The organism is Pseudomonas sp. MIL19, assembly GCF_028680365.1.
Lineage (GTDB): Bacteria > Pseudomonadota > Gammaproteobacteria > Pseudomonadales > Pseudomonadaceae > Aquipseudomonas > Aquipseudomonas spirodelae.
Genome location: NZ_JAPPVG010000033.1, coordinates 16,228 through 34,825, shown reverse-complemented (window position 1 = coordinate 34,825; position 18,598 = coordinate 16,228). Strand labels below are relative to the sequence as shown.

At 56.8% G+C, this 18,598-nt stretch carries 16 protein-coding genes; 9 read left to right on the top strand and 7 right to left on the bottom strand.

Features of this window, described 5'->3' with window-relative positions; genetic code table 11:
- Nucleotides 1-89: 89 nt before the first annotated feature.
- The 6 genes from N1078_RS16590 (at nt 90) to N1078_RS16565 (ending at nt 9,971) form a co-directional block, all read left to right on the top strand.
- On the top strand, nt 90-1,349 hold the full coding sequence (locus tag N1078_RS16590) for an OprD family porin (RefSeq protein WP_274089235.1): 1,260 nt from the start codon (nt 90-92) through the stop codon (nt 1,347-1,349).
- Nucleotides 1,350-2,114: 765 nt separating this feature from the next.
- Nucleotides 2,115-3,377 carry a TolC family protein gene (locus N1078_RS16585; RefSeq protein WP_167143923.1) on the top strand — a complete coding sequence of 421 codons (1,263 nt, stop codon included), beginning with the start codon at nt 2,115-2,117 and terminating at the stop codon, nt 3,375-3,377.
- Nucleotides 3,374-4,834, top strand: coding sequence for an efflux RND transporter periplasmic adaptor subunit (locus N1078_RS16580; RefSeq protein WP_167143920.1), 1,461 nt, complete (start codon nt 3,374-3,376; stop codon nt 4,832-4,834). Before N1078_RS16585 ends, N1078_RS16580 begins: the two co-directional genes overlap by 4 nt.
- On the top strand, nt 4,831-7,959 hold the full coding sequence (locus N1078_RS16575; RefSeq protein WP_274089234.1) for an efflux RND transporter permease subunit: 3,129 nt from the start codon (nt 4,831-4,833) through the stop codon (nt 7,957-7,959). Before N1078_RS16580 ends, N1078_RS16575 begins: the two co-directional genes overlap by 4 nt.
- Before the next feature lie 184 nt (nt 7,960-8,143).
- The gene (locus tag N1078_RS16570) at nt 8,144-8,476 is read left to right on the top strand and encodes a DUF2790 domain-containing protein (RefSeq protein ID WP_257776562.1); all 333 of its coding nucleotides are present in this window, start codon (nt 8,144-8,146) and stop codon (nt 8,474-8,476) included.
- 199 nt (nt 8,477-8,675) lie between these two features.
- Nucleotides 8,676-9,971, top strand: coding sequence for an OprD family porin (locus N1078_RS16565; protein WP_274089236.1), 1,296 nt, complete (start codon nt 8,676-8,678; stop codon nt 9,969-9,971).
- 386 nt (nt 9,972-10,357) lie between these two features.
- Here N1078_RS16565 and N1078_RS16560 read toward each other — a convergent pair whose 3' ends face one another.
- From N1078_RS16560 to N1078_RS16530, 7 genes are all read right to left on the bottom strand, one after another.
- Entirely contained in the window at nt 10,358-10,843 is a 486-nt protein-coding gene (locus N1078_RS16560) for a toll/interleukin-1 receptor domain-containing protein (RefSeq protein WP_241693762.1), read from the bottom strand.
- A 543-nt stretch (nt 10,844-11,386) separates the two neighbouring features.
- Nucleotides 11,387-11,842 carry a DUF411 domain-containing protein gene (locus N1078_RS16555; RefSeq protein WP_167143908.1) on the bottom strand — a complete coding sequence of 152 codons (456 nt, stop codon included), beginning with the start codon at nt 11,840-11,842 and terminating at the stop codon, nt 11,387-11,389.
- Entirely contained in the window at nt 11,832-12,695 is an 864-nt protein-coding gene (locus tag N1078_RS16550; RefSeq protein ID WP_167143905.1) for a c-type cytochrome, read from the bottom strand. Before N1078_RS16550 ends, N1078_RS16555 begins: the two co-directional genes overlap by 11 nt.
- A 9-nt stretch (nt 12,696-12,704) precedes the next feature.
- On the bottom strand, nt 12,705-13,739 hold the full coding sequence (locus N1078_RS16545) for a copper resistance protein B (RefSeq protein WP_167143902.1): 1,035 nt from the start codon (nt 13,737-13,739) through the stop codon (nt 12,705-12,707).
- Nucleotides 13,729-14,028: a hypothetical protein gene (locus N1078_RS16540; RefSeq protein ID WP_090250704.1), complete on the bottom strand. Its 300-nt coding sequence runs from the start codon at nt 14,026-14,028 to the stop codon at nt 13,729-13,731. The genes N1078_RS16545 and N1078_RS16540 overlap by 11 nt, the downstream gene beginning before the upstream one ends.
- Nucleotides 14,029-14,040: 12 nt before the next feature.
- Nucleotides 14,041-15,918 (bottom strand): copper resistance system multicopper oxidase, encoded by a 1,878-nt coding sequence (locus N1078_RS16535; protein WP_090250702.1) that lies wholly within the window; start codon nt 15,916-15,918, stop codon nt 14,041-14,043.
- 197 nt (nt 15,919-16,115) lie between these two features.
- Nucleotides 16,116-16,322: a co-regulatory protein PtrA N-terminal domain-containing protein gene (locus N1078_RS16530; RefSeq protein WP_090250699.1), complete on the bottom strand. Its 207-nt coding sequence runs from the start codon at nt 16,320-16,322 to the stop codon at nt 16,116-16,118.
- A 314-nt stretch (nt 16,323-16,636) separates the two neighbouring features.
- On the opposite strand from N1078_RS16530, the gene bufA2 reads away from it, so the two are divergent.
- From bufA2 to N1078_RS16515, 3 genes are read left to right on the top strand one after another with little or no spacing between them, the layout of a single operon-like run.
- Nucleotides 16,637-16,897: a BufA2 family periplasmic bufferin-type metallophore gene (bufA2, locus tag N1078_RS16525; RefSeq protein WP_090250697.1), complete on the top strand. Its 261-nt coding sequence runs from the start codon at nt 16,637-16,639 to the stop codon at nt 16,895-16,897.
- A 45-nt stretch (nt 16,898-16,942) separates the two neighbouring features.
- Nucleotides 16,943-17,785 (top strand): MNIO family bufferin maturase, encoded by an 843-nt coding sequence (gene bufB, locus N1078_RS16520; protein ID WP_167143899.1) that lies wholly within the window; start codon nt 16,943-16,945, stop codon nt 17,783-17,785.
- The gene (locus N1078_RS16515) at nt 17,776-18,555 is read left to right on the top strand and encodes an HvfC/BufC N-terminal domain-containing protein (RefSeq protein ID WP_167143896.1); all 780 of its coding nucleotides are present in this window, start codon (nt 17,776-17,778) and stop codon (nt 18,553-18,555) included. Before bufB ends, N1078_RS16515 begins: the two co-directional genes overlap by 10 nt.
- The last annotated feature ends 43 nt before the right edge of the window (nt 18,556-18,598 follow it).

The window sequence follows — 18,598 nt, the reverse complement described above, 5'->3', positions numbered from 1 at the left end:
CAGCGAGATTGGCCAACTACTGCCGCATCAATGGGCACCCGCCTGAATTACGCAAGGTGAGTTCGGCAGACGCTTACGGATAAACAACAATGAAGAAGACCCTCTTGGCAGTCGCGGTGAGTACTGGGGTACTCAGTCTTAGCCAGCCAGCCGCAGCTGAGTTTTTCGCAGACAGCAAAGCCGGGCTGGAAGCGCGTAACTTCTATTTCAATCGCGACTTCCGCCAAGACTCAGCCAGCCAATCAAAGCAGGAAGAATGGGCCCAGGGCTTCCTGCTGCGCTACGAATCCGGGTTCACCGAAGGGACAGTCGGCGTGGGCATCGACGCCATTGGCATGCTTGGCCTCAAGCTGGACTCTAGCGCCGACCGCTCAGGCTCGGGCCTGCTCAAGCGCGATAAAGAAGCACCTCGTGCCGCGCAGGATGAATATGGTGAGATGGGCTTAACCGCGAAGCTGCGCGCCTCAAACAGCGTGCTGAAACTGGGCACGCTGCAACCTAGACTGCCAACCGTCCAAGCAAACGATTCGCGCCTGCTGCCACAGACCTTTCAAGGCGGGCACCTGAATTCGCTGGAGATTGACGGGCTTACCTTCGATGCAGGCCAGCTCAAGCAAGTAAGTCAGCGCGACTCATCCGATAGCGAAGACCTCAGCATTGCCAGCGGCGCAGCCCGCGCTATCAGCGGCGGCGGAACCCAGACGAGCGATGAATTCAACTTCGCCGGGGCGACCTACAAATGGAACAGCAACCTGGCTACCGGCTACAACTACGGCAATCTGGATGACTTCTATAAGCAGCATATTTTCACGGTCCTGCACACCTTGCCGTTGGGTGATAAACAGTCGCTGAAAACTGATCTGCGCTACGCCCGCTCTACCGACGAAGGTAACAGCAACGTCGACAACAAGGCATTCGGAGCAATGTTTACCTACGCCTTTGGTGGCCACGCCCTCGGCGTTGGCTACCAGAGCATGAGCGGAGACACCGGTTACGCCTACATCAACGGCACCGATCCGTTCCTGGTCAACTATGTACAGATCGGCGACTTCGCTAACAAAGACGAAACCTCATGGCAGGCCCGCTATGACTTCAACTTTGCCAGCGTTGGCATCCCTGGCTTGACGTTCATGACCCGTTACCTGACTGGTGACAATATTGATCTAGGCGCAGGCAAAGCCGATGGTAAGGAGTGGGAGCGCAACACTGACATCGCCTATGTCTTCCAGGACGGCGTACTGAAAAACCTGGGCGTGAAATGGCGCAACGCCACACTACGTTCAACCAACTTCGGCAACGACGTTGATGAGAACCGCCTGATCGTCAGCTACACACTTCCACTGTTGTAATCACGTTCATTGAGGAGACGCAGGACGCGCTTGGATCAAGGAAGATCCAACATCGCGAGCCTCACCCACACTGTGCTGCACTGCAGAGCTTGATATGCAAGTGTTAGTTAACTGAAAGAAAAACGCTTGACCTTGCCGCCGTGGAAAGGTTGAAGATATGTCCAAGCCCAAGCAGAACCCGCCCGCCCGATGCTGGCTGGCACTACCAGTGCTCTAAATCGCCACAGTGACCAGACAATCCAGTTTATTGATCAAGTGTTCCATGGCACGTTTTATCGCTGTGTTGAGCAAAAGAGCTCTGCTAATGTTTATTCAGACACGCTAACGGCAACCGCTATGTATCGGTTTTTCTCGGTCCTGGTTTTGGTACTCAGCCTGATGCTGCCAGCTTTTGGCAGCATGCCGGCAGCTGAACCTTGCCCGATGCAAAGTGCCATGGCCGATATGGATCATGCCGGCAGTGAGGCTCCTTGCTGTGAGGACATGAGCGACACATCCAGCTCAGGCAGCAAATCGCCCTGCAAAGCCGGCCAGGAATGCAAAACCAGTGGTCTGCTGCAAACTGTGGTGATCAAACTCTTCGCTCCATTGCATGCTTCCCCGCAAACAGCGCTGATACAGCCGCTACTTCAACGAGAGCCCGCCGGTCTTTGGCGTCCACCCCGCGTCTCCTGATGCTCTGATCTGAAATGCGCTCCGCTAAGAGAGCGTTCTGTTGTCGCCTGCATTTAGGCGGCATCGATCAACGTCATTGGAGACGAAAGCATGCCTGCTTTCCTTTTCGCACGCCGTGGCTGTTCGGGCGTGCTGGCTGCTGTGCTGTGGGTGAGTTCATTTCTCACCGCGCAGGCGGAGCCACTTACGTTCGCCCGTGCTCAAGCCCTTGTCGAACGTACGGCCCCAGAGAATCTTGCCAGGCAGGCCCAAGTCGAGTCGGCACAACAGGCTGTGCTTCCGTCGGATGCTCTACCTGATCCCAAGTTGATCCTGGGCGTGGATAACCTGCCGATTGAAGGCCCGGATCGCTACTCGCTTAATCGCGACTTTATGACCATGCGCCGCATTGGCCTGATGCAGGAAGTGCCCAACAGCGATAAGCGCCAGGCTCGCCGGCAACTGGCTGAGGCCACTGTTACCCGTGCCGAAGCAGAGCAACGCGCGATGGTCTTGGAGACCAAGCGGCAGACGGCGCTGAGCTGGCTCGATGTCTATTACGCAGAGCGTCGCGTTGAGCTTTTCTCTGAGTTGGATGAACAGATCACCCTGCTGCGCTCAGCTATACAGGCATTGATCGCTGGCAACTCCGCGCGATCCAGCGAGCTTCTTCAGGCCGATCAGGAAGCACTAACGCTTGAGGACCGGCGTGATGAGCTGGATCGTGATGTTGCGATTGCACGCGCCACGTTACGCCGCTGGGTAGGCGATGATGCGAGTCAGCCACTGGCCGGGACTCCACCTGCGCTTAGCTTGGAAGTACCGCACCTGCAGCATCGCCTGGGGGAACATCCAGATCTGCGGGCTGCGGCCGCCCGTGTGGGCGAAGCTAATGCTGAGCTGGCCGAGGCAGTTTCCGAGAAGAAACCCGACTGGGGTGTGGAGTTCGCCTACAACAACCGTGATAACCAGTTCGGCGACATGGTGATGTTGCAGTTCACCTTTGACCTGCCCATGTTCGTCGGCACCCGTCAGGGACCCAAGATCAACGCCAAGCAACACAGCGTGGCCCAGGTGGAGGCCGAACAGGAGGTGCTGCTGCGCGCTCACCAAGCCGAACTGGAAAGCGGCCTCGCCGAGTTGGCGCAGCTGCGCAAGATGTTGATCCGTACCGAACAACACCTTATCCCCTTGTCGAGCAAGCGCGTGGATCTGGAGCTTGCTGCCTACAAAGCGGGCAACAGTCAATTGGCGGCTGTGATCAATGCCCGTCGTGACCTGATCGAGGCGCAATTGCGGAAAATCGAACAACAGCGCCAGCTCAGCCAGCTCTCCGCAAGTCTGTATTACGCCTATGTGGAGGGCCTGAAATGAAAGCGCTCACTCTGAAGTATTGCCTATTGGGCCTAGCCATCGCGGCGGGTGGAACCGCTGGCGGTTTCTGGCTGGGCCAGCAAAGCTCATCCCATGAGCAGATGCCAGCAGCAAAATCAGAAGATCGCCAGGTGCTCTACTGGTACGACCCGATGGTGCCGACTCAGCGTTTCGAGCAGCCAGGCAAGTCTCCCTTTATGGACATGGAGCTGGTGCCGAAGTATGCCGGCACTGAGCAGGATACGAGCGCTATCAGCGTGCCTGCACAAGCAATCCAGAACCTAGGCATGCGCACGTCGACGGTCGTACGGGCAGTACTACCATCCGGTATCGATGCGGTAGGTTCACTGGCCTACAACCAGCGCGAAGTCGCTACTTTGCAGGCGCGCTCTGCCGGCTTTGTCGAGCGGGTCTATGGCCGTGCCCCCGGAGATGTACTGCCTGCAGGAACGCCGTTGGCTGACCTGCTGATCCCCGAGTGGTCGGCTGCCCAGCTTGAGTTCATCGCGGTATTGCAGAGCGGTGATGCTCGGCTGGTCGACGCCGCGCGTGAACGCATGCGGCTGCTGGGTATGCCAAAAGGGTTGATCGATCATGTGCAACGTACCCTTAAACCGAAGGCATTGCAGACATTGGTCACCCCAATTGGCGGTGAGTTGCTGTCCCTAGAGTTACGCGCTGGCATGGCGGTTTCGGCAGGCCAAGACCTGGCACGCCTCAACGGGCTGTCGAGCATCTGGCTCGACGCGGCCATCCCTGAGTCCCAGGCCGCAGCGGTTCAGCTTGGCGCGCAGATCAGGGCAAGCCTGACGGCTTTTCCAGGCCAAACCCTGAAAGGCCGGGTGATTGCACTATTGCCCAGTGCCGACGTGCAGACACGAACGCTGACGGTGCGCAGTGAACTGCCCAATCCAGAAGGCAAGTTACGCCCCGGTATGTTTGCATCGGTGCGGCTGAATAGCGCAGGCGAGCAGCCGGTGCTGCTTATTCCCAGCGAGGCAGTGATTCGCACCGGTAAACGCGCCCTGGTCATGCTGGCTGAAGGCGAAGGACGCTACCGTCCTCATGAGATCCAGGTCGGGCGGGAGGCCGATGGCCGCTTCGAAGTGCTTGCGGGCCTCTCTGAGGGACAGGCGGTGGTGACCTCGGGGCAGTTCCTGATCGACTCCGAAGCCAGCCTGCAGGGCGTGATGGCGCAGGTCGATGACGCGCTGCCTGAGCCACCCCCGCTGCATGAGGCGCAGGGGGTGATCCGCGAACTTGACGGGCAAACGGTCACGCTTGCGCACGGCCCCTTCAACAGCCTGGGCATGCCCGGCATGACCATGGCCTTTGAACTGGCCAAGCCCGAGGTCGCGACCGGACTGAAGATCGGCGACTCCGTACGCATTGCTGTGCGACAGAGCGATACCGGATTGGTCGTTGAGCAGCTCATTAAACAAGGAGCCAGCCAATGATCGCGCGCCTGATTCATTGGTCGATTGGCAACCGCATGCTGGTCTTGTTGGCGACCCTGTTTATCACTGCCTGGGGCATCTGGTCTTTACGTAGCACACCGCTGGATGCCTTACCGGATCTTTCTGACACTCAGGTGATCATCCGCACCAGCTTCCCAGGTCAGGCCCCCCAGATCATCGAGAACCAGGTCACCTACCCGTTGGCTAGCACCATGCTTTCTGTGCCTGGCGCGAAGACCGTGCGTGGTTACTCGTTCTTCGGCGACTCGTTTGTCTACGTGTTATTCGAGGACGGTACAGATCTCTACTGGGCACGTTCCCGCGTACTGGAGTACCTCAACCAGGCGCAGGATCGACTGCCTGATGGGGTCACCACCACCCTTGGTCCAGACGCCACTGGCGTGGGCTGGATCTACCAATATGCCCTCCTGGATCGCAGCGGCAAACATGATCTCGCGCAGTTGCGCTCAATCCAGGACTGGTTTCTTAAGTACGAGCTGAAAAGCCTACCTAACGTGGCGGAGGTCGCCACGTTAGGCGGCATGGTCAAGCAGTATCAGGTCGTGCTCGATCCGCAGAAGATGGTTGCCTACGGTGTGACGCAGCGGGAGATTGAGGAGGCGTTACAGGGGGCGAACCAGGAAGCCGGGGGTGCCGTCCTTGAGTTAGCCGAGCGTGAATACATGGTGCGTGCCTCAGGCTATCTGGAAAGCCTGGAGGACTTCCGCAATGTGCCGTTGCGCACCTCACAGACCGGCATACCAATTTTGCTTGGCCAGGTAGCCAGCATTCAACTCGGCCCGGAGATGCGCCGTGGCATAGCCGAGCTAGATGGTGAAGGCGAAGTGGTCGGTGGTGTGGTGATCATGCGCTCGGACAAAAACGCTCGCGAAGTGATCAGCGCAGTCAAAGAGAAGCTGGACAGCTTGCGCGCAAGCCTACCTGCGGGCGTCGAGTTGGTGACGACCTATGACCGCTCCCAGTTAATTGACCGGGCCATAGATAACCTCAGCTTCAAGCTGCTGGAAGAGTTTGTCGTCGTCGCCCTGGTCTGTCTGATCTTTCTCTGGCACCTGCGCTCCTCGCTGGTGGCGATCATTACCCTGCCGCTCGGCATCCTTATGGCGTTTATCGTCATGCGTCATCAAGGCATCAATGCCAACATCATGTCCCTAGGCGGTATCGCCATCGCCATTGGTGCCATGGTCGATGCGGCCGTGGTGATGATTGAGAACGCCCACAAGCACATCGAAACGTGGCAAGAGCAGCATCCGAACGAGCGCCTACAAGGCGATACGCATTGGCAGGTGATCGGCAAGGCGGCTGCTGAGGTTGGCCCTGCGCTGTTCTTCAGTTTGCTGATCATTACCCTGTCGTTTCTCCCGGTGTTTACCCTCGAAGCCCAGGAGGGCCGGCTGTTTGGTCCGCTGGCATTTACCAAAACCTATGCCATGGCTGCTGCTGCCGGGCTGTCAGTCACTCTGGTACCGGTGCTAATGGGCTACTGGATACGCGGACATATACCCAATGAGCAGAAAAACCCCCTGAACCGTTGGCTGATCGCGGCCTATCGGCCTGTACTTGAAGCGGTGCTGGCATGGCCGAAGACCACTTTGGCATTGGCATTACTGGTCTTCGTCTCCAGTCTCTGGCCGCTAAGTCGGCTTGGCGGTGAGTTTCTGCCAGCGATGGACGAAGGCGACCTGCTCTACATGCCCTCGGCATTGCCCGGCCTTCCAGCAAGTAAAGCAACTGAGCTGCTGCAACAGACTAACCGCATGATTCTCAGTGTGCCGGAAGTGGCGCAGGTGTTCGGCAAAGCAGGCCGAGCAGAGACCGCCACTGACCCCGCGCCACTGGAGATGTTCGAGACTACGGTGCAGTTCAAACCACGCGATCAGTGGCGCGATGGCATGACAGCGGAGAAGCTGATCGATGAGCTTGATCAAGCGGTAAAAGTCCCCGGGCTTTCGAACATCTGGGTACCACCGATCCGCAACCGCATCGACATGCTCGCCACCGGTATAAAGAGTCCTATCGGGGTGAAGGTTGCCGGCACTTCGTTGGTCGATATTGAGCGCATCACCCGTGAGATCGAAGGGGTGGCCAAACAGGTGCCGGGGGTGAGTTCGGCGCTGGCTGAACGACTGACTGGCGGGCGTTACGTGGATATAAAAATCAATCGCCTGGCCGCAGCGCGTTATGGCCTCAACGTCGATGAAATCCAGGCGGTGGTGTCAGGTGCTATTGGTGGCAGCAACATCGGTGAAACCGTAGAAGGGTTGGCGCGCTATCCGATCAATCTGCGTTATCCCCGCGAGTGGAGAGACAGCCCCGAGGCGTTGCAACGGCTGCCCATCCTTACGGCGGCAGGCCAGCAGATCACGCTCGGTTCTGTGGCCGACATAAGCCTGAGCGAAGGACCACCGATGCTGCGCAGCGAAAACGGACGTCTTTCCGGCTGGGTCTATGTCGATGTCCGCGACCGTGACCTGGCGTCGACCGTACGTGAGCTACAGCAGCGGGTGGCCGAGTCTGTACAGCCAGATGCGGGCATGACCATTTCCTACTCGGGACAGTTCGAGTTTCTGCAACGCGCCAATGCGCGCCTGACCTGGGTGGTTCCGGCGACACTACTGATTATCTTCGTGCTGCTCTATCTGACCTTCAATCGTTTGGCCGAGGCCTTGCTGATCATGGCCACCTTACCGTTCGCCCTGACCGGCGGTGTTTGGCTGCTCTACTGGCTGGGTTTCAACCTTTCGGTGGCCACTGGCGTCGGCTTTATTGCGCTGGCAGGGGTGTCGGCAGAGTTCGGGGTGATCATGCTGATCTATCTGCAGAACGCCTGGCATTCCCGAGTTGAAGCGGGGCGCACAGATAATCCTGCTTTGCTTGAGTCCATTCGAGAGGGTGCGGTGTTACGCGTACGACCGAAGGTGATGACGGTAGCGGTGATTATTGCCGGCCTATTGCCCATCCTCTGGGGCGAGGGGGCGGGATCCGAAGTAATGAAGCGGATCGCCGCCCCAATGGTAGGCGGGATGATCACCGCACCGTTGTTGTCGATGCTGGTGTTGCCGGCGGCCTACTGGTTGATGCGGCGTAAAGGGGGAGGAGCATGATGTAGCAGGTCTGGGGATGACTCGGGGTAACTGGAGAGGAAGTCTGAGTTGCCCCTGTCATTTAATATTTTTGAGCTACTAAAAGCCCCCAATACTGCAATTACGAAGATGTAATTTTCGCTTCACTTTGATGACAGGTGCATGCGTTTATATTTTCACTACAACCTAAGTAGAGGAATTAAACGTGAACATTCTTAAAGCTGTCTTAGCGGTATCTATTCTTTCTGCATCGTCCTTGGTTATGGCCGAAGGCGGCGGTGACCGCGTCTATGGTCGAATGATTCAGGATAATGAAAGAGCGATGCAGGAATACGCTGCTGCTCGTGGCAAGACTCCGCCAGAGGTGACTCACTATCGCTACGGCATGAAGCTGGACATCGCGAAGGTTGTACATACGAGCCCTACAGGCTCTGGTTGTGAGGTAATGCCGGCTCAGATGACCTATGAGGACTCCAGCGGCGATTTGCAGACTGTTGAATATCGGGCAATGGGTACAGCCTGCTGGAATCAAAACTGAGCTACATAGGAGCTTACAGGTCACTGACTTAAAAGTAATTTTCAAGTCACCCTGACGTTATTTGGCGTGTGGAAGTATGGCGTGAGCGCGCACGGGCGATGCCTGGCGCGCTACGGCAACTACTACAAGAAATCTCACCGAGATAAAACTGCCAGATAATTCAGGAGTGTCACATGAATAACCCCCTTTTTGCTTATCGCTGATAGCTCTGAGTATCGGCACCGGACAGGCTGCAATTGCCGCCGAAGAAAAGGCCGAAGGCTTCGTCGAGGGCAGCAGCCTCACTATTCTGAATCGCAACCTCTACTTCAATCGTGACTTTCGTAAGGGGCAGTCGAGCGGCACAGGTAATGGTTACTCGGAAGAGTGGGCCCATGGAATCATCGGGCAGTTTGAGTCTGGATTCACCGAGGGTACCGTTGGCTTTGGTATCGACGCGTTTGCGATGCTGGGCCTGAAACTCGACTCTGGTGATGGGCGATCCGGCGCAGGTGGCTCCGTTGATGTGATGCCTTACAACAGTGCAGGGCAACCCGAGGATGACTACTCCAAGGTGGGAGGTGCGGTTAAAGCCAGGTTCATGGATACAGTCATCAAAGCTGGCGATGTTTTTCCTGTTAGCCCCGTCGTTCAATACGGCGACTCGCGACTCCTGCCCGAAAGCTTCCGCGGTATCACCGTGGCCAACAACAGTATTGACGGCCTGGCCCTGCAAGGTGGCCGCCTGCATTCAATGAGCGAGCCCAACTCAAGCAGCATGCGCGATGGCTTCGCAACGTTCTATGCCGGCTCCGTCGACGCTCCCTGGATTGCCTATTTTGGCGGCGATTACTCGGTCAACGACAACGTCGGCATCAGCCTCTATACCAGCCGTCTCAAAGATGCGTGGAACCAGTACTACGCTGGTACCACGTTGAGCTATCCGCTCTCCGACGATGTTGCCTTGATCGGTGGACTTAATTACTACAAAGCTGTCGATGAGGGAAAACAGCATCTGGGCAGCTTCGATAACAACATCTGGAGCGGTAAGGCTGGAGTGCAATTTGGTGCCCATACCGTCATGGTTGGCATTCAGCGCAATAACGGCGATGACGATTTCGATTACCTGCGTCAATCCGACTCGATCTACCTGGATAATTCCATCCAGTACAGCGACTTCAACTCGCCCAAGGAAAAGTCCTGGCAGGTGCGCTATGACTTGGACATGGAGCCTTTTGGTGTACCCGGCCTGAGCTTCATGACCCGCTACGCGCAGGGCTGGGATGCTGACTACACCAACGCCAACGAGGTTTACATGCGGCGCGACGATGATGGTAATCCGCTGACCGATCAGAAGCGATGGGAGCGCGACATCGAAGCCAAGTACGTCGTGCAAGCCGGCTCAATGAAAGACATGTCCTTCCGTATTCGCCAAGCGACTACCCGTGCAATCGATTTCGAATCGGATCTGGATGAGGTTCGTCTCATCGTCGAATATCCGCTCGAAGTGCTTTAAAGCGTTGTCGGCGAGTGCCTGCGGGCACTCGCCTTGCGCGGCTGTTGTCTCCGTTAGTGCTCCTTTGGTTTGGAGACAGCCTTCGGCACCCTCGGGTGCCTTTTTGGCGCAATTGCAGCGCGTTTGACCACGCACTTCCCCACGACCTGAGCAGTCTTTGTATTGGGCTTGACCGCCGATTGCAGAGAATCTGGCAGACCAGAAGTCGAAGCTAAGGGGCTCATACCGACCCTAAGCTGCCCTGCGCAGAGGGCAAATAGGGGCAAAAAGCGGACACTACCGTTGGAGATAACCGGTCTGCCGGAGGTGGGGCTGGTTGACCGAGGGGTTGGAGCGCATTTTTCCGAACAGCGCATCGGAATTGCGAACATCTGCGAGCAATGGCGCTAGAGCGCGACCAGCTCGGCGATTTTTGCCGCGACTACCGCCATTGAGTCTTCTTCAGTGTCCAGACCACTTCGGGAGGCGAGTAAGGGGCTGACATTGCGGAGAGCTTCATACGTCGTGTTATGCACGATGGGAACGAGCTGATTACCCGCCAGGAGTGCCGAAAGCTCTTTGTCGGCGACGCTCTCTTTGGGGAGGCGGGCCAGCAGCGCAGGGGTCACCAGCACAAGCCCAATTCGAGAATTTGCTAAGCCCTTGTCAATAGCGCGCATCATCGGAACGCCTAGGCCAAGGTCCTTTTCGCTGAACCAAACTTTGACACCAGCCGCCACGAGCAACTCATGCAGCTCTTTGGCCGGACCCTGCCGGTCGTCCCAAGCGTGGCACAGGAAGACGTCACGAAGATCAGGCTGCGCCGCAGCTCGCGCCTCCACGGTTTCGCGGATTGGCGTGAGTGACTGCACCTGGGTAGACGTGTACGACACGGACGAACCCGCTCTCGACCAGCGCGGCCTTGAACTGCTGCTGGATCTGCTGCCATCGCCGCCATTGTTGCCAGAACTAGCTCCGCTGCTACCCGACGAGGAGTAGAATGAAGGCGAATATGCATTTGACCTGTAACCGCTATAGCGGCTACTACATGCGGGGCAGTCCGCTGCTGCGCTTGCTGAGCGATGGCCTCTTGTTGGTGCCGTGCATCTAGCCAAGTCGAAATCCTTCCATTGGTCAGTCCCTTTGCAACACACAGATGTAGGTCTGACTGAACAATAGCCTAGTGCCATGCCTAGCAGAAGAGGAAATTCAGGGCTCAGTATTTCGACGGTGTCGTCCTGGCTGAAACAGGTCTTCATCGAGCGGGCATCGGGATCGCTCAGGGAGATCTGTTTATCCTGTGTTTCATTGACCTGAACCTCGATTTCCTAGGCCAATCGTACTTTATTTGGGGTTTGAAAGAGGGCGCAGGACTGCGCAGTTATGATTCCGAGCACTCATCCTTTTAAAGAGTAAGTGCTCGGTTTTAGCGGGGGTTACTTCGCGGGGTAGTCGGCAATCACTTGGTCAGTACCGGCCTTGGTCAATCCGATCACCTGATAAGCGTGCTGGGTACCGTCAACCTCCATGCCCGGCGAGCCTGCCGGCATGCCAGGAACGGCGATGCCAGCCAGGTCATAGCGCTTGGAAAGTTCGATGACCTGCGCTGCTGGTACATGACCCTCGACAAATTTTCCGTCGATCACAGCGGTGTGGCAGGACGCCAGTCTTGGGGCGACGCCGAGTCGTTGCTTCACCGAGGACATATCGCGCTCGACATGGTCGATGACTTTGAAGCCGTTTGCTTCCAGGTGCGAGATCCACTTCTTGCAGCATCCGCAATTTGCATCACGGTGTACGTCGATTGTCAGGGCATCAGCTGAATGGACTGCTGAGGTCATAAACAAGGCGGCCAGCATCGCCACTCGCGCGCCATTACGTTTAGCTGTCATGTAGGTGCTCTTTGCCATCGGCATGGGTGTGAGTTTTGGGAGCGGGAGCCGGGGGCTGCTCCTGTTGAGCTTGCGCTGGGTCGTGATGATCAACGCCACCCTGTGTCTTCGGGTCATCAGCTGCATGGTGGTCTGCGCCGCTGCCTGATGGCGTCATATCTGCTGCGTGATGGTCCGCACCGCTAGCCGAAGCGCCGTGATGATCAGCACCTGCGTTCGTCACTGAACTATCCGAAGCATGATGATCTGTCGCAGCTTCAGGCTCGGCGTGATGATCCGTCTTGGCGCTTCCATGCTGACCTTCGTGGTTATGCATCTGGGTCTCACCACCGCCATGTTCGTGACCGCCGCTCGATGCAACCAGCGTTTGATACTGATTGGCATCCATTTTCGGCAATTGATCGAGGAACGCGACCATCCCCCAGATGTACTGATCGCCCATGCTCTTGCCCCAGGCCGGCATGCCGGTGGCCTTGATGCCGTGTTTGATTACCCAAAATGCGGCGGCTGGATTGCCATCGATACCCACTTGGGCCAAGTTCGGCGGAGCGGGATACAAGGATTGGCTAAGCTCTGTTTCCGCAACACCTGGTGCCAAATGGCAGCCGATGCACATCGAGTTGTAGTTGCCTGCGCCAGCTTTAATCAGTGCCTCGTCATTGAGGTTAGGCACCTCAATGTCCTTGGAGCGCACTTCGATAGAGCGGTCACGGGCCATCGTCAGGAATGCATGCACTGCTGGGAAGTGAGGATCATCGGCACCCACGTTGACCAGGCCAAAATAGGCCACGGCACCTACCGCGATACTTCCGACTACGCTCGCCGCCACTAAGGTTTTAATTGTTCTTTTCATGTCAGGCTCTCAAAACCACATCCGAATACCGGCAACGAAGCGTGCCTCCTCAACATCCTCCCCCTCATCTCGCGCCAAGTCGGCCGTGTTGCCGAAGGAGCGACTCCAGGAAACGCCGATGTAGGGTGCGAACTGGCGAATGATCTCGTAACGCAGTCGAAGACCGACCTCGGCGTTGGCCAGACCGGAGCCGATGCCTCGCTCCGGATCGTTCTTGCCGTAGAAATTCACTTCAGCGGTCGGCTGAAGGATCAGGCGATTGGTCAGCAGAATGTCGTACTCGCCCTCTAAGCGCGCAGCCGTCTGGCCGTTCTCGCCGACAAAGGCAGTGGCCTCCGCCTCGAAGGCATACAGCGCCATACCCTGGATGCCGAATGCGGCCCAAGTCTGTGGCGACTCTGGCTTGAAGTCTTGGCGAACACCCGCGACCACATCCCACCAAGGACCAATCGAGCGCCCGTACAAGGCCTGCAATTCAGCATCCTCAGTTACGCCATTGGTGCGTTCACCTTCGGAGCGAAGCCAGAGACGATTGATGTCTCCGCCAATCCAGCCGGACGCATCCCAAGCCAAGGTGCTGCCTTCATCGGCATCCTGGTATTCGAGCTGATCGAGTAGGAAAAAGCTGTTGATGGCGCTGTCGTGAACCTTGTGGCCTGGCAAAGGCGGGAACGCTGCTTCACGATCCGCATCTGTCAGTACCGGGATAGGCGTGCGGCTGGTAGTTCTCGTGGCGTCAGCGGAACCATGGTTCATCTTTGAATGATCCATACCCCCCATCTGCCCCTGCATAGCGCCGTGACCCATCTTGCTGTGGTCCATAGTCGGAGCCTTTTGTTGGCTCTGGCCCATCTGGCTATGATCCATGCCCTTCATCGGCTCTTTGGCAGAACCGTGGTTCATCTTGCTATGGTCCATCGGCATGGAACCGTGGCCCATTGCCGAATGATCCATTTCTTCCGCAGCGAGGGTGAGCCCGCTGCCAAGCATGCTCAGCGACACTGCCAGTGCTGTTAGGGGCGGACGTAAAAACCTAGTGGTCATGGTTCGAACCTGCTTCGGCTTCGGTGCCGCCATGCTTATCCATCATGCTTTCGTGATCCATGCCGCCATGGTTCATGTCCCCGTGATCCATCTGCTGACTAGCAGCCCTTTCCTTCGCTTGTGCGGCCTTCTTGTCAGGTACCGATTTGGGAGCCTGTGTCTCAGTAGCATGTTGTTCGTGCTCACTGTGACCTTCGCCGGCCAACAACACCGGGGCTTGTAGGGCAGCCAAAAGGCTCAATAAGGTAGCGCTGCCAACCAGGGCCTTCCGCTTCATAAAAGTACTCATCAGATATCTCCTTTACTCATCCACACGAACTTCACGGAACATGCCCATTTCCATGTGGAGTAGTAGGTGGCAGTGGTAGGCCCAGCGACCCAATGCATCGGCAGTCACTCGATAACTGCGTTTGGAACCTGGCGGCATGTCGATGGTGTGTTTACGAACCATGAAGTTGCCGTTCGCATCCTCCAGATCACTCCACATGCCGTGAAGGTGGATGGGGTGAGTCATCATGGTGTCGTTGACCAGCGTGATGCGGACACGCTCGCCGTACTTAAGGCGCAAAGGCTCGGCATCCGAGAACTTGATGCCGTCGAAGGACCAGGAAAATTTCTCCATGTGCCCGGTGAGGTGCAGCTCAATGGTTCGGCTGGGTTCGCGGCCATCCGGGTCGGGGAAGATGCTTTTCAAGTCGGAATAGGTCAGCACGCGACGACCATTGTCGCGTAGGCCGATACCTGGATCGTTAAGCTTGTGGGTCGGAGTCATGGTTTGCATGTCGACCAGCGGGTTATTGGTTTCAGAGGCCGGATGCGATTGCATTGCTGCGCCCATACCCGCCATACCTGAATGGTCCATGCCGGTCATTTTGCTGTGATCCATACCGGCCATGTCACCCTGCATGGTGCCAGGGCTCATGCCAGCCATCTTGCTGTGGTCCATACCTGCCATATCACCTTGCATTCCGCCAGCGTCCATCCCGGCCATCTTGCTGTGATCCATGCCGCTCATGCCGCCTTGCATGCTGCCGTGGTCCATGCCCGCCATGCTGCCGTGATCCATACCCATGTCGCCCATGGCGATCAGGGGGCGAGGATCGGTTTCGGGTACTGGAGCGCTCAACCCTTCACGTGTAGCCAGAGTGCCGCGGGCATAGCCGGTGCGATCCATGGACTGGGCAAAAATGGTGTAAGCCTCTTGGTCAGCGAGTTCGACAATCACGTCGTAAGTCTCGGCCACGGCGATGCGCAGCTCATCAACGCTGACTGGCTTGACGTGCAGGCCATCGGCCGCAACAACCGTCATCTTCAGGCCTGGAATGCGCACGTCGAAGTAGGTCATGGCCGAGCCGTTAATGAAGCGCAAACGGAGCTTTTCGCCCGGTTTGAAAATACCTGTCCAGTTCCCATTAGGTGCCTGGCCATTCATCAGGTAGGTGTAGGTGTAGGCACTTACGTCGGCTAGATCAGTGGGGCTCATCTTCATCTCGGCCCACATCTTGCGATCAGCAACCGCTGCCGACCAACCTTGCTCGCTCACGTCATTGATAAAGTCGCCAACGGTGCGCTTGTGCTGGTTGTAGTAGTCCGACTGCTTTTTAAGCTTGGCCAATAACCGTGTTGGGTCTTCATCAGTCCAGTCAGTCAGCATCACCACGTAGTCACGGTCATAGCTAAACGGCTCAGGCTCCTTGGCATCGATGACCAGGGCACCGTAAACGCCAATCTGCTCCTGCAACCCAGAGTGGCTGTGGTACCAGTAAGTACCATTTTGATTGACCTTGAACTTGTACTCGTACATGCCATCGGGCGCGATGCCGTGGAAGCTCAAGCCAGGCACACCATCCATGTTCGCGGGCAAAATGATGCCGTGCCAGTGAATCGAGGTGTCTTCGGCCAAGCGGTTTTTCACACGCAGTGTGACGGTATCGCCTTCCCGCCAGCGCAAAATTGGCCCTGGAATGGACCCATTAATAGCCATCGCGGTCCGGGCTGCTCCGGTAATGTTCACTGGCGTTTCACCAATGAATAAGTCGAAGTCGGTACCAGTCAATACGTTGGGCTGACCTGGGCTGGTCACCGCCCAAACGGGAGTGCGCCACAAGCCAAGGCCTCCGAGAATGCCGGTGGCGGCCAGGCCTTTTACGAAGGTTCGTCTTGAGGTTTTGCAGTGCATGCCGTTATGTCCAATCAGTTAGAGGAACCAGGGTAAACAACCGTAACTTCAGGTTGATTGTCAGCTTCATCCTGGGAGGGTTTCCCTATCAGCCTTGCCCACTGCCGTGATTTTTCAAATCGGTTCGACAGCGAGCTTGAGAAATTGCCATATCTCAACCGGCTAAGTGATTACATTTCTGTCAGGTTGGCCGTGTACTAGCAGTTAGCGTGGTCGGCTGTTTGGGTTTTATTACCTGCAACCGGCGACTCTTTTTTCTCTTGCTGGGCCAGTTGATAGGCTTCCATCGATACTTTGCTGGCCTGTTCCATGCGAGCAAAAGTCCGGTCAGCACCGCCTTCGGCCATCGCCAAAGAGGAGGCGGTAAGCGCGATAACCACGAACAGGGTTTTAATTGATTTCATATGGGCGTTCCTCGATTCAGTTCAGTTGGCCCGGTGACCCTGAGTGGGTCGGCATCAGGCATTGAGCTTCAGGCTCGAAGTAACCTTAACCAGAGCGCCCTGTCATAAACCTGAGCTGAACATTACAGTTCTGTCAGGTTGCTACTTCTCTCTTGTCGAGTCTCCACGGGCCTCTGTAGTGTCTACTCATGCCCGTTTATGAAGCCTGCGCGGATTCGTTTTATGGCATGCCTGGCAGCGATGCCTAAGCTTCTTCCGGTCAGTGGCGCTAAATAGTCCTGACCCCCACACAACGCTCAAGAGAGATAGCCACTATGTCGACGAAAAATACCGTTGCTACCGGCGCTGCATTGGCACTCGTTGCCGCCAGCCTATTTGCCACCCTGCCGGTTCAAGCGGCTCAGGACGCGAAAACAGCCGAAGTCAAATGCTTTGGTGTGAATGGCTGCAAAGGCCAAAACGATTGCATGACTGCAAAGAATGCCTGCAAAGGCCAGGGGGAATGCAAAGGCCAGGGTTTCAATTTGATGACCCAAGAAAAGTGCGATGAGGCCGGTGGTAAAACCAGCGAGTAAGTCCATCCGAGGGAGTGCAAGTCACTCCCTTGACTCGGAGTTCTAATGAGCAAAAGCAACACGCTGGGTTTTGGCCTGGGCTTACGTAGCGAGTATTACCAGCAGATTTTGGAGCAACGTCCTGAAGTCGACTGGTTCGAGATCATCTCCGAGAATTACATGGTCGGCGGGGGGAAAGCCCTCTATTTTCTCGACGCGATCAAAGAGCAGTATCCGCTGGTTATGCACGGGGTTTCCTTGTCGATTGGCGGTCCTCATGAGATCGACGCCGACTACTTGCGGCAATTGAAAACCTTGGCCGACCGAGTTCAGCCCTGTTGGGTCGCTGATCATCTGTGTTGGAGTCGGGGTAGTGCCCATCACCTGCATGATCTGCTGCCGCTGCCATTCACCCAGGAAAGCCTGCTGCATGTCGCGTCAAGGGTTCGGCTGGTTCAGGATGTATTGCAGCGCCCCCTGGTGCTTGAGAACGTGTCGGCCTACGTGCAGTGGAAAACCTCGTGTATGAGTGAGTCCCAGTTTCTGGCCGAGCTGAGTAGCCTGACGGGCTGCGAGATATTGCTTGATGTGAACAATGTATACGTCAGTTCACGTAACCAGGGATTCGACCCTTGGCAATTCATCATGGAGTTGCCTCATGGTCGAATTCGCCAGATCCACCTAGCTGGCCACAGCGACTACGGCCACTACCTCATCGACACCCATGATCAGCCGATTGCCGATCCGGTTTGGACTCTGTATAGCAAAACGCTGAGCTATTTGGGTGCTACTGCCACCCTGATTGAGCGAGATGATCATTTCCCGCCCTTTGACGAGCTATTAGCGGAGCTGTTCAAGGCGCGCTCTATCTCCGCCAATGTTCTAGGGGCTGCCGCACCATGCGCCTGAGTGCTCAGCAGGAAGCGCTGGAGCGTTACCTGGCCACAGGCGATAGCGTTATCCCTTCTGAGCTGTTGGTGCAGATTCAAGGTAGCAATACGCTGCCTGCTGCAGATGGCCTGATGATTTACCACAATGCCTATCGCGCCAGGCTTCTCTCAGTCATGAGGGAAGACTTTCCAGCGCTGCATCGTTGGTTGGGTGACGAATCATTCGAACAGCTGGCATTGGCTTACATCAGTGCGTGGCCGCCGAGACATTTCAGTTTGCGCTGGCTGGGTGAAAAGCTGCCAGAGTTCGTCAGTGGCTATATTGCCGAGCCACAGCGTTCTCCGATGCTGGAACTCGCCACACTTGAGTGGGCCTTTACCCTGGCCTTCGACGCACCCGATGCAGTACCGCTGTCGCTGGATGTGATGGGTAGTTTTTCCGCCGATGACTGGGTCTATCTGCGGGTGTGCCTTATCCCCTCGGTTCGTTGGTTGCAGTTGCAGCACAACACTTTGGGCATGTGGGTGGCTGCCAAGGCCGAGGCCGATATTCCTGCTGCCGTTGCGCTATCCGCCCCCCTGGATTGCTTGGTTTGGCGGCATGAGTTGGTGTGCCAGTACCGTACTCTGGAGCCGGGTGAAGCTTCGGCTTTGCGGTTGCTTGCCGATGGCGGCTCATTCGCTTCGCTGTGCGAGGACTTATTGGGTCAACACGGCGAGCAGGCTCCCCAGCGAGCTGTTACCTGGCTGAAGCAATGGGTCTGTGAGGGACTGCTTCAGCGTGGGTAAATAATGCCTTGGATGTGCAGGGCGTGGTGCCACTGGCCGAGAG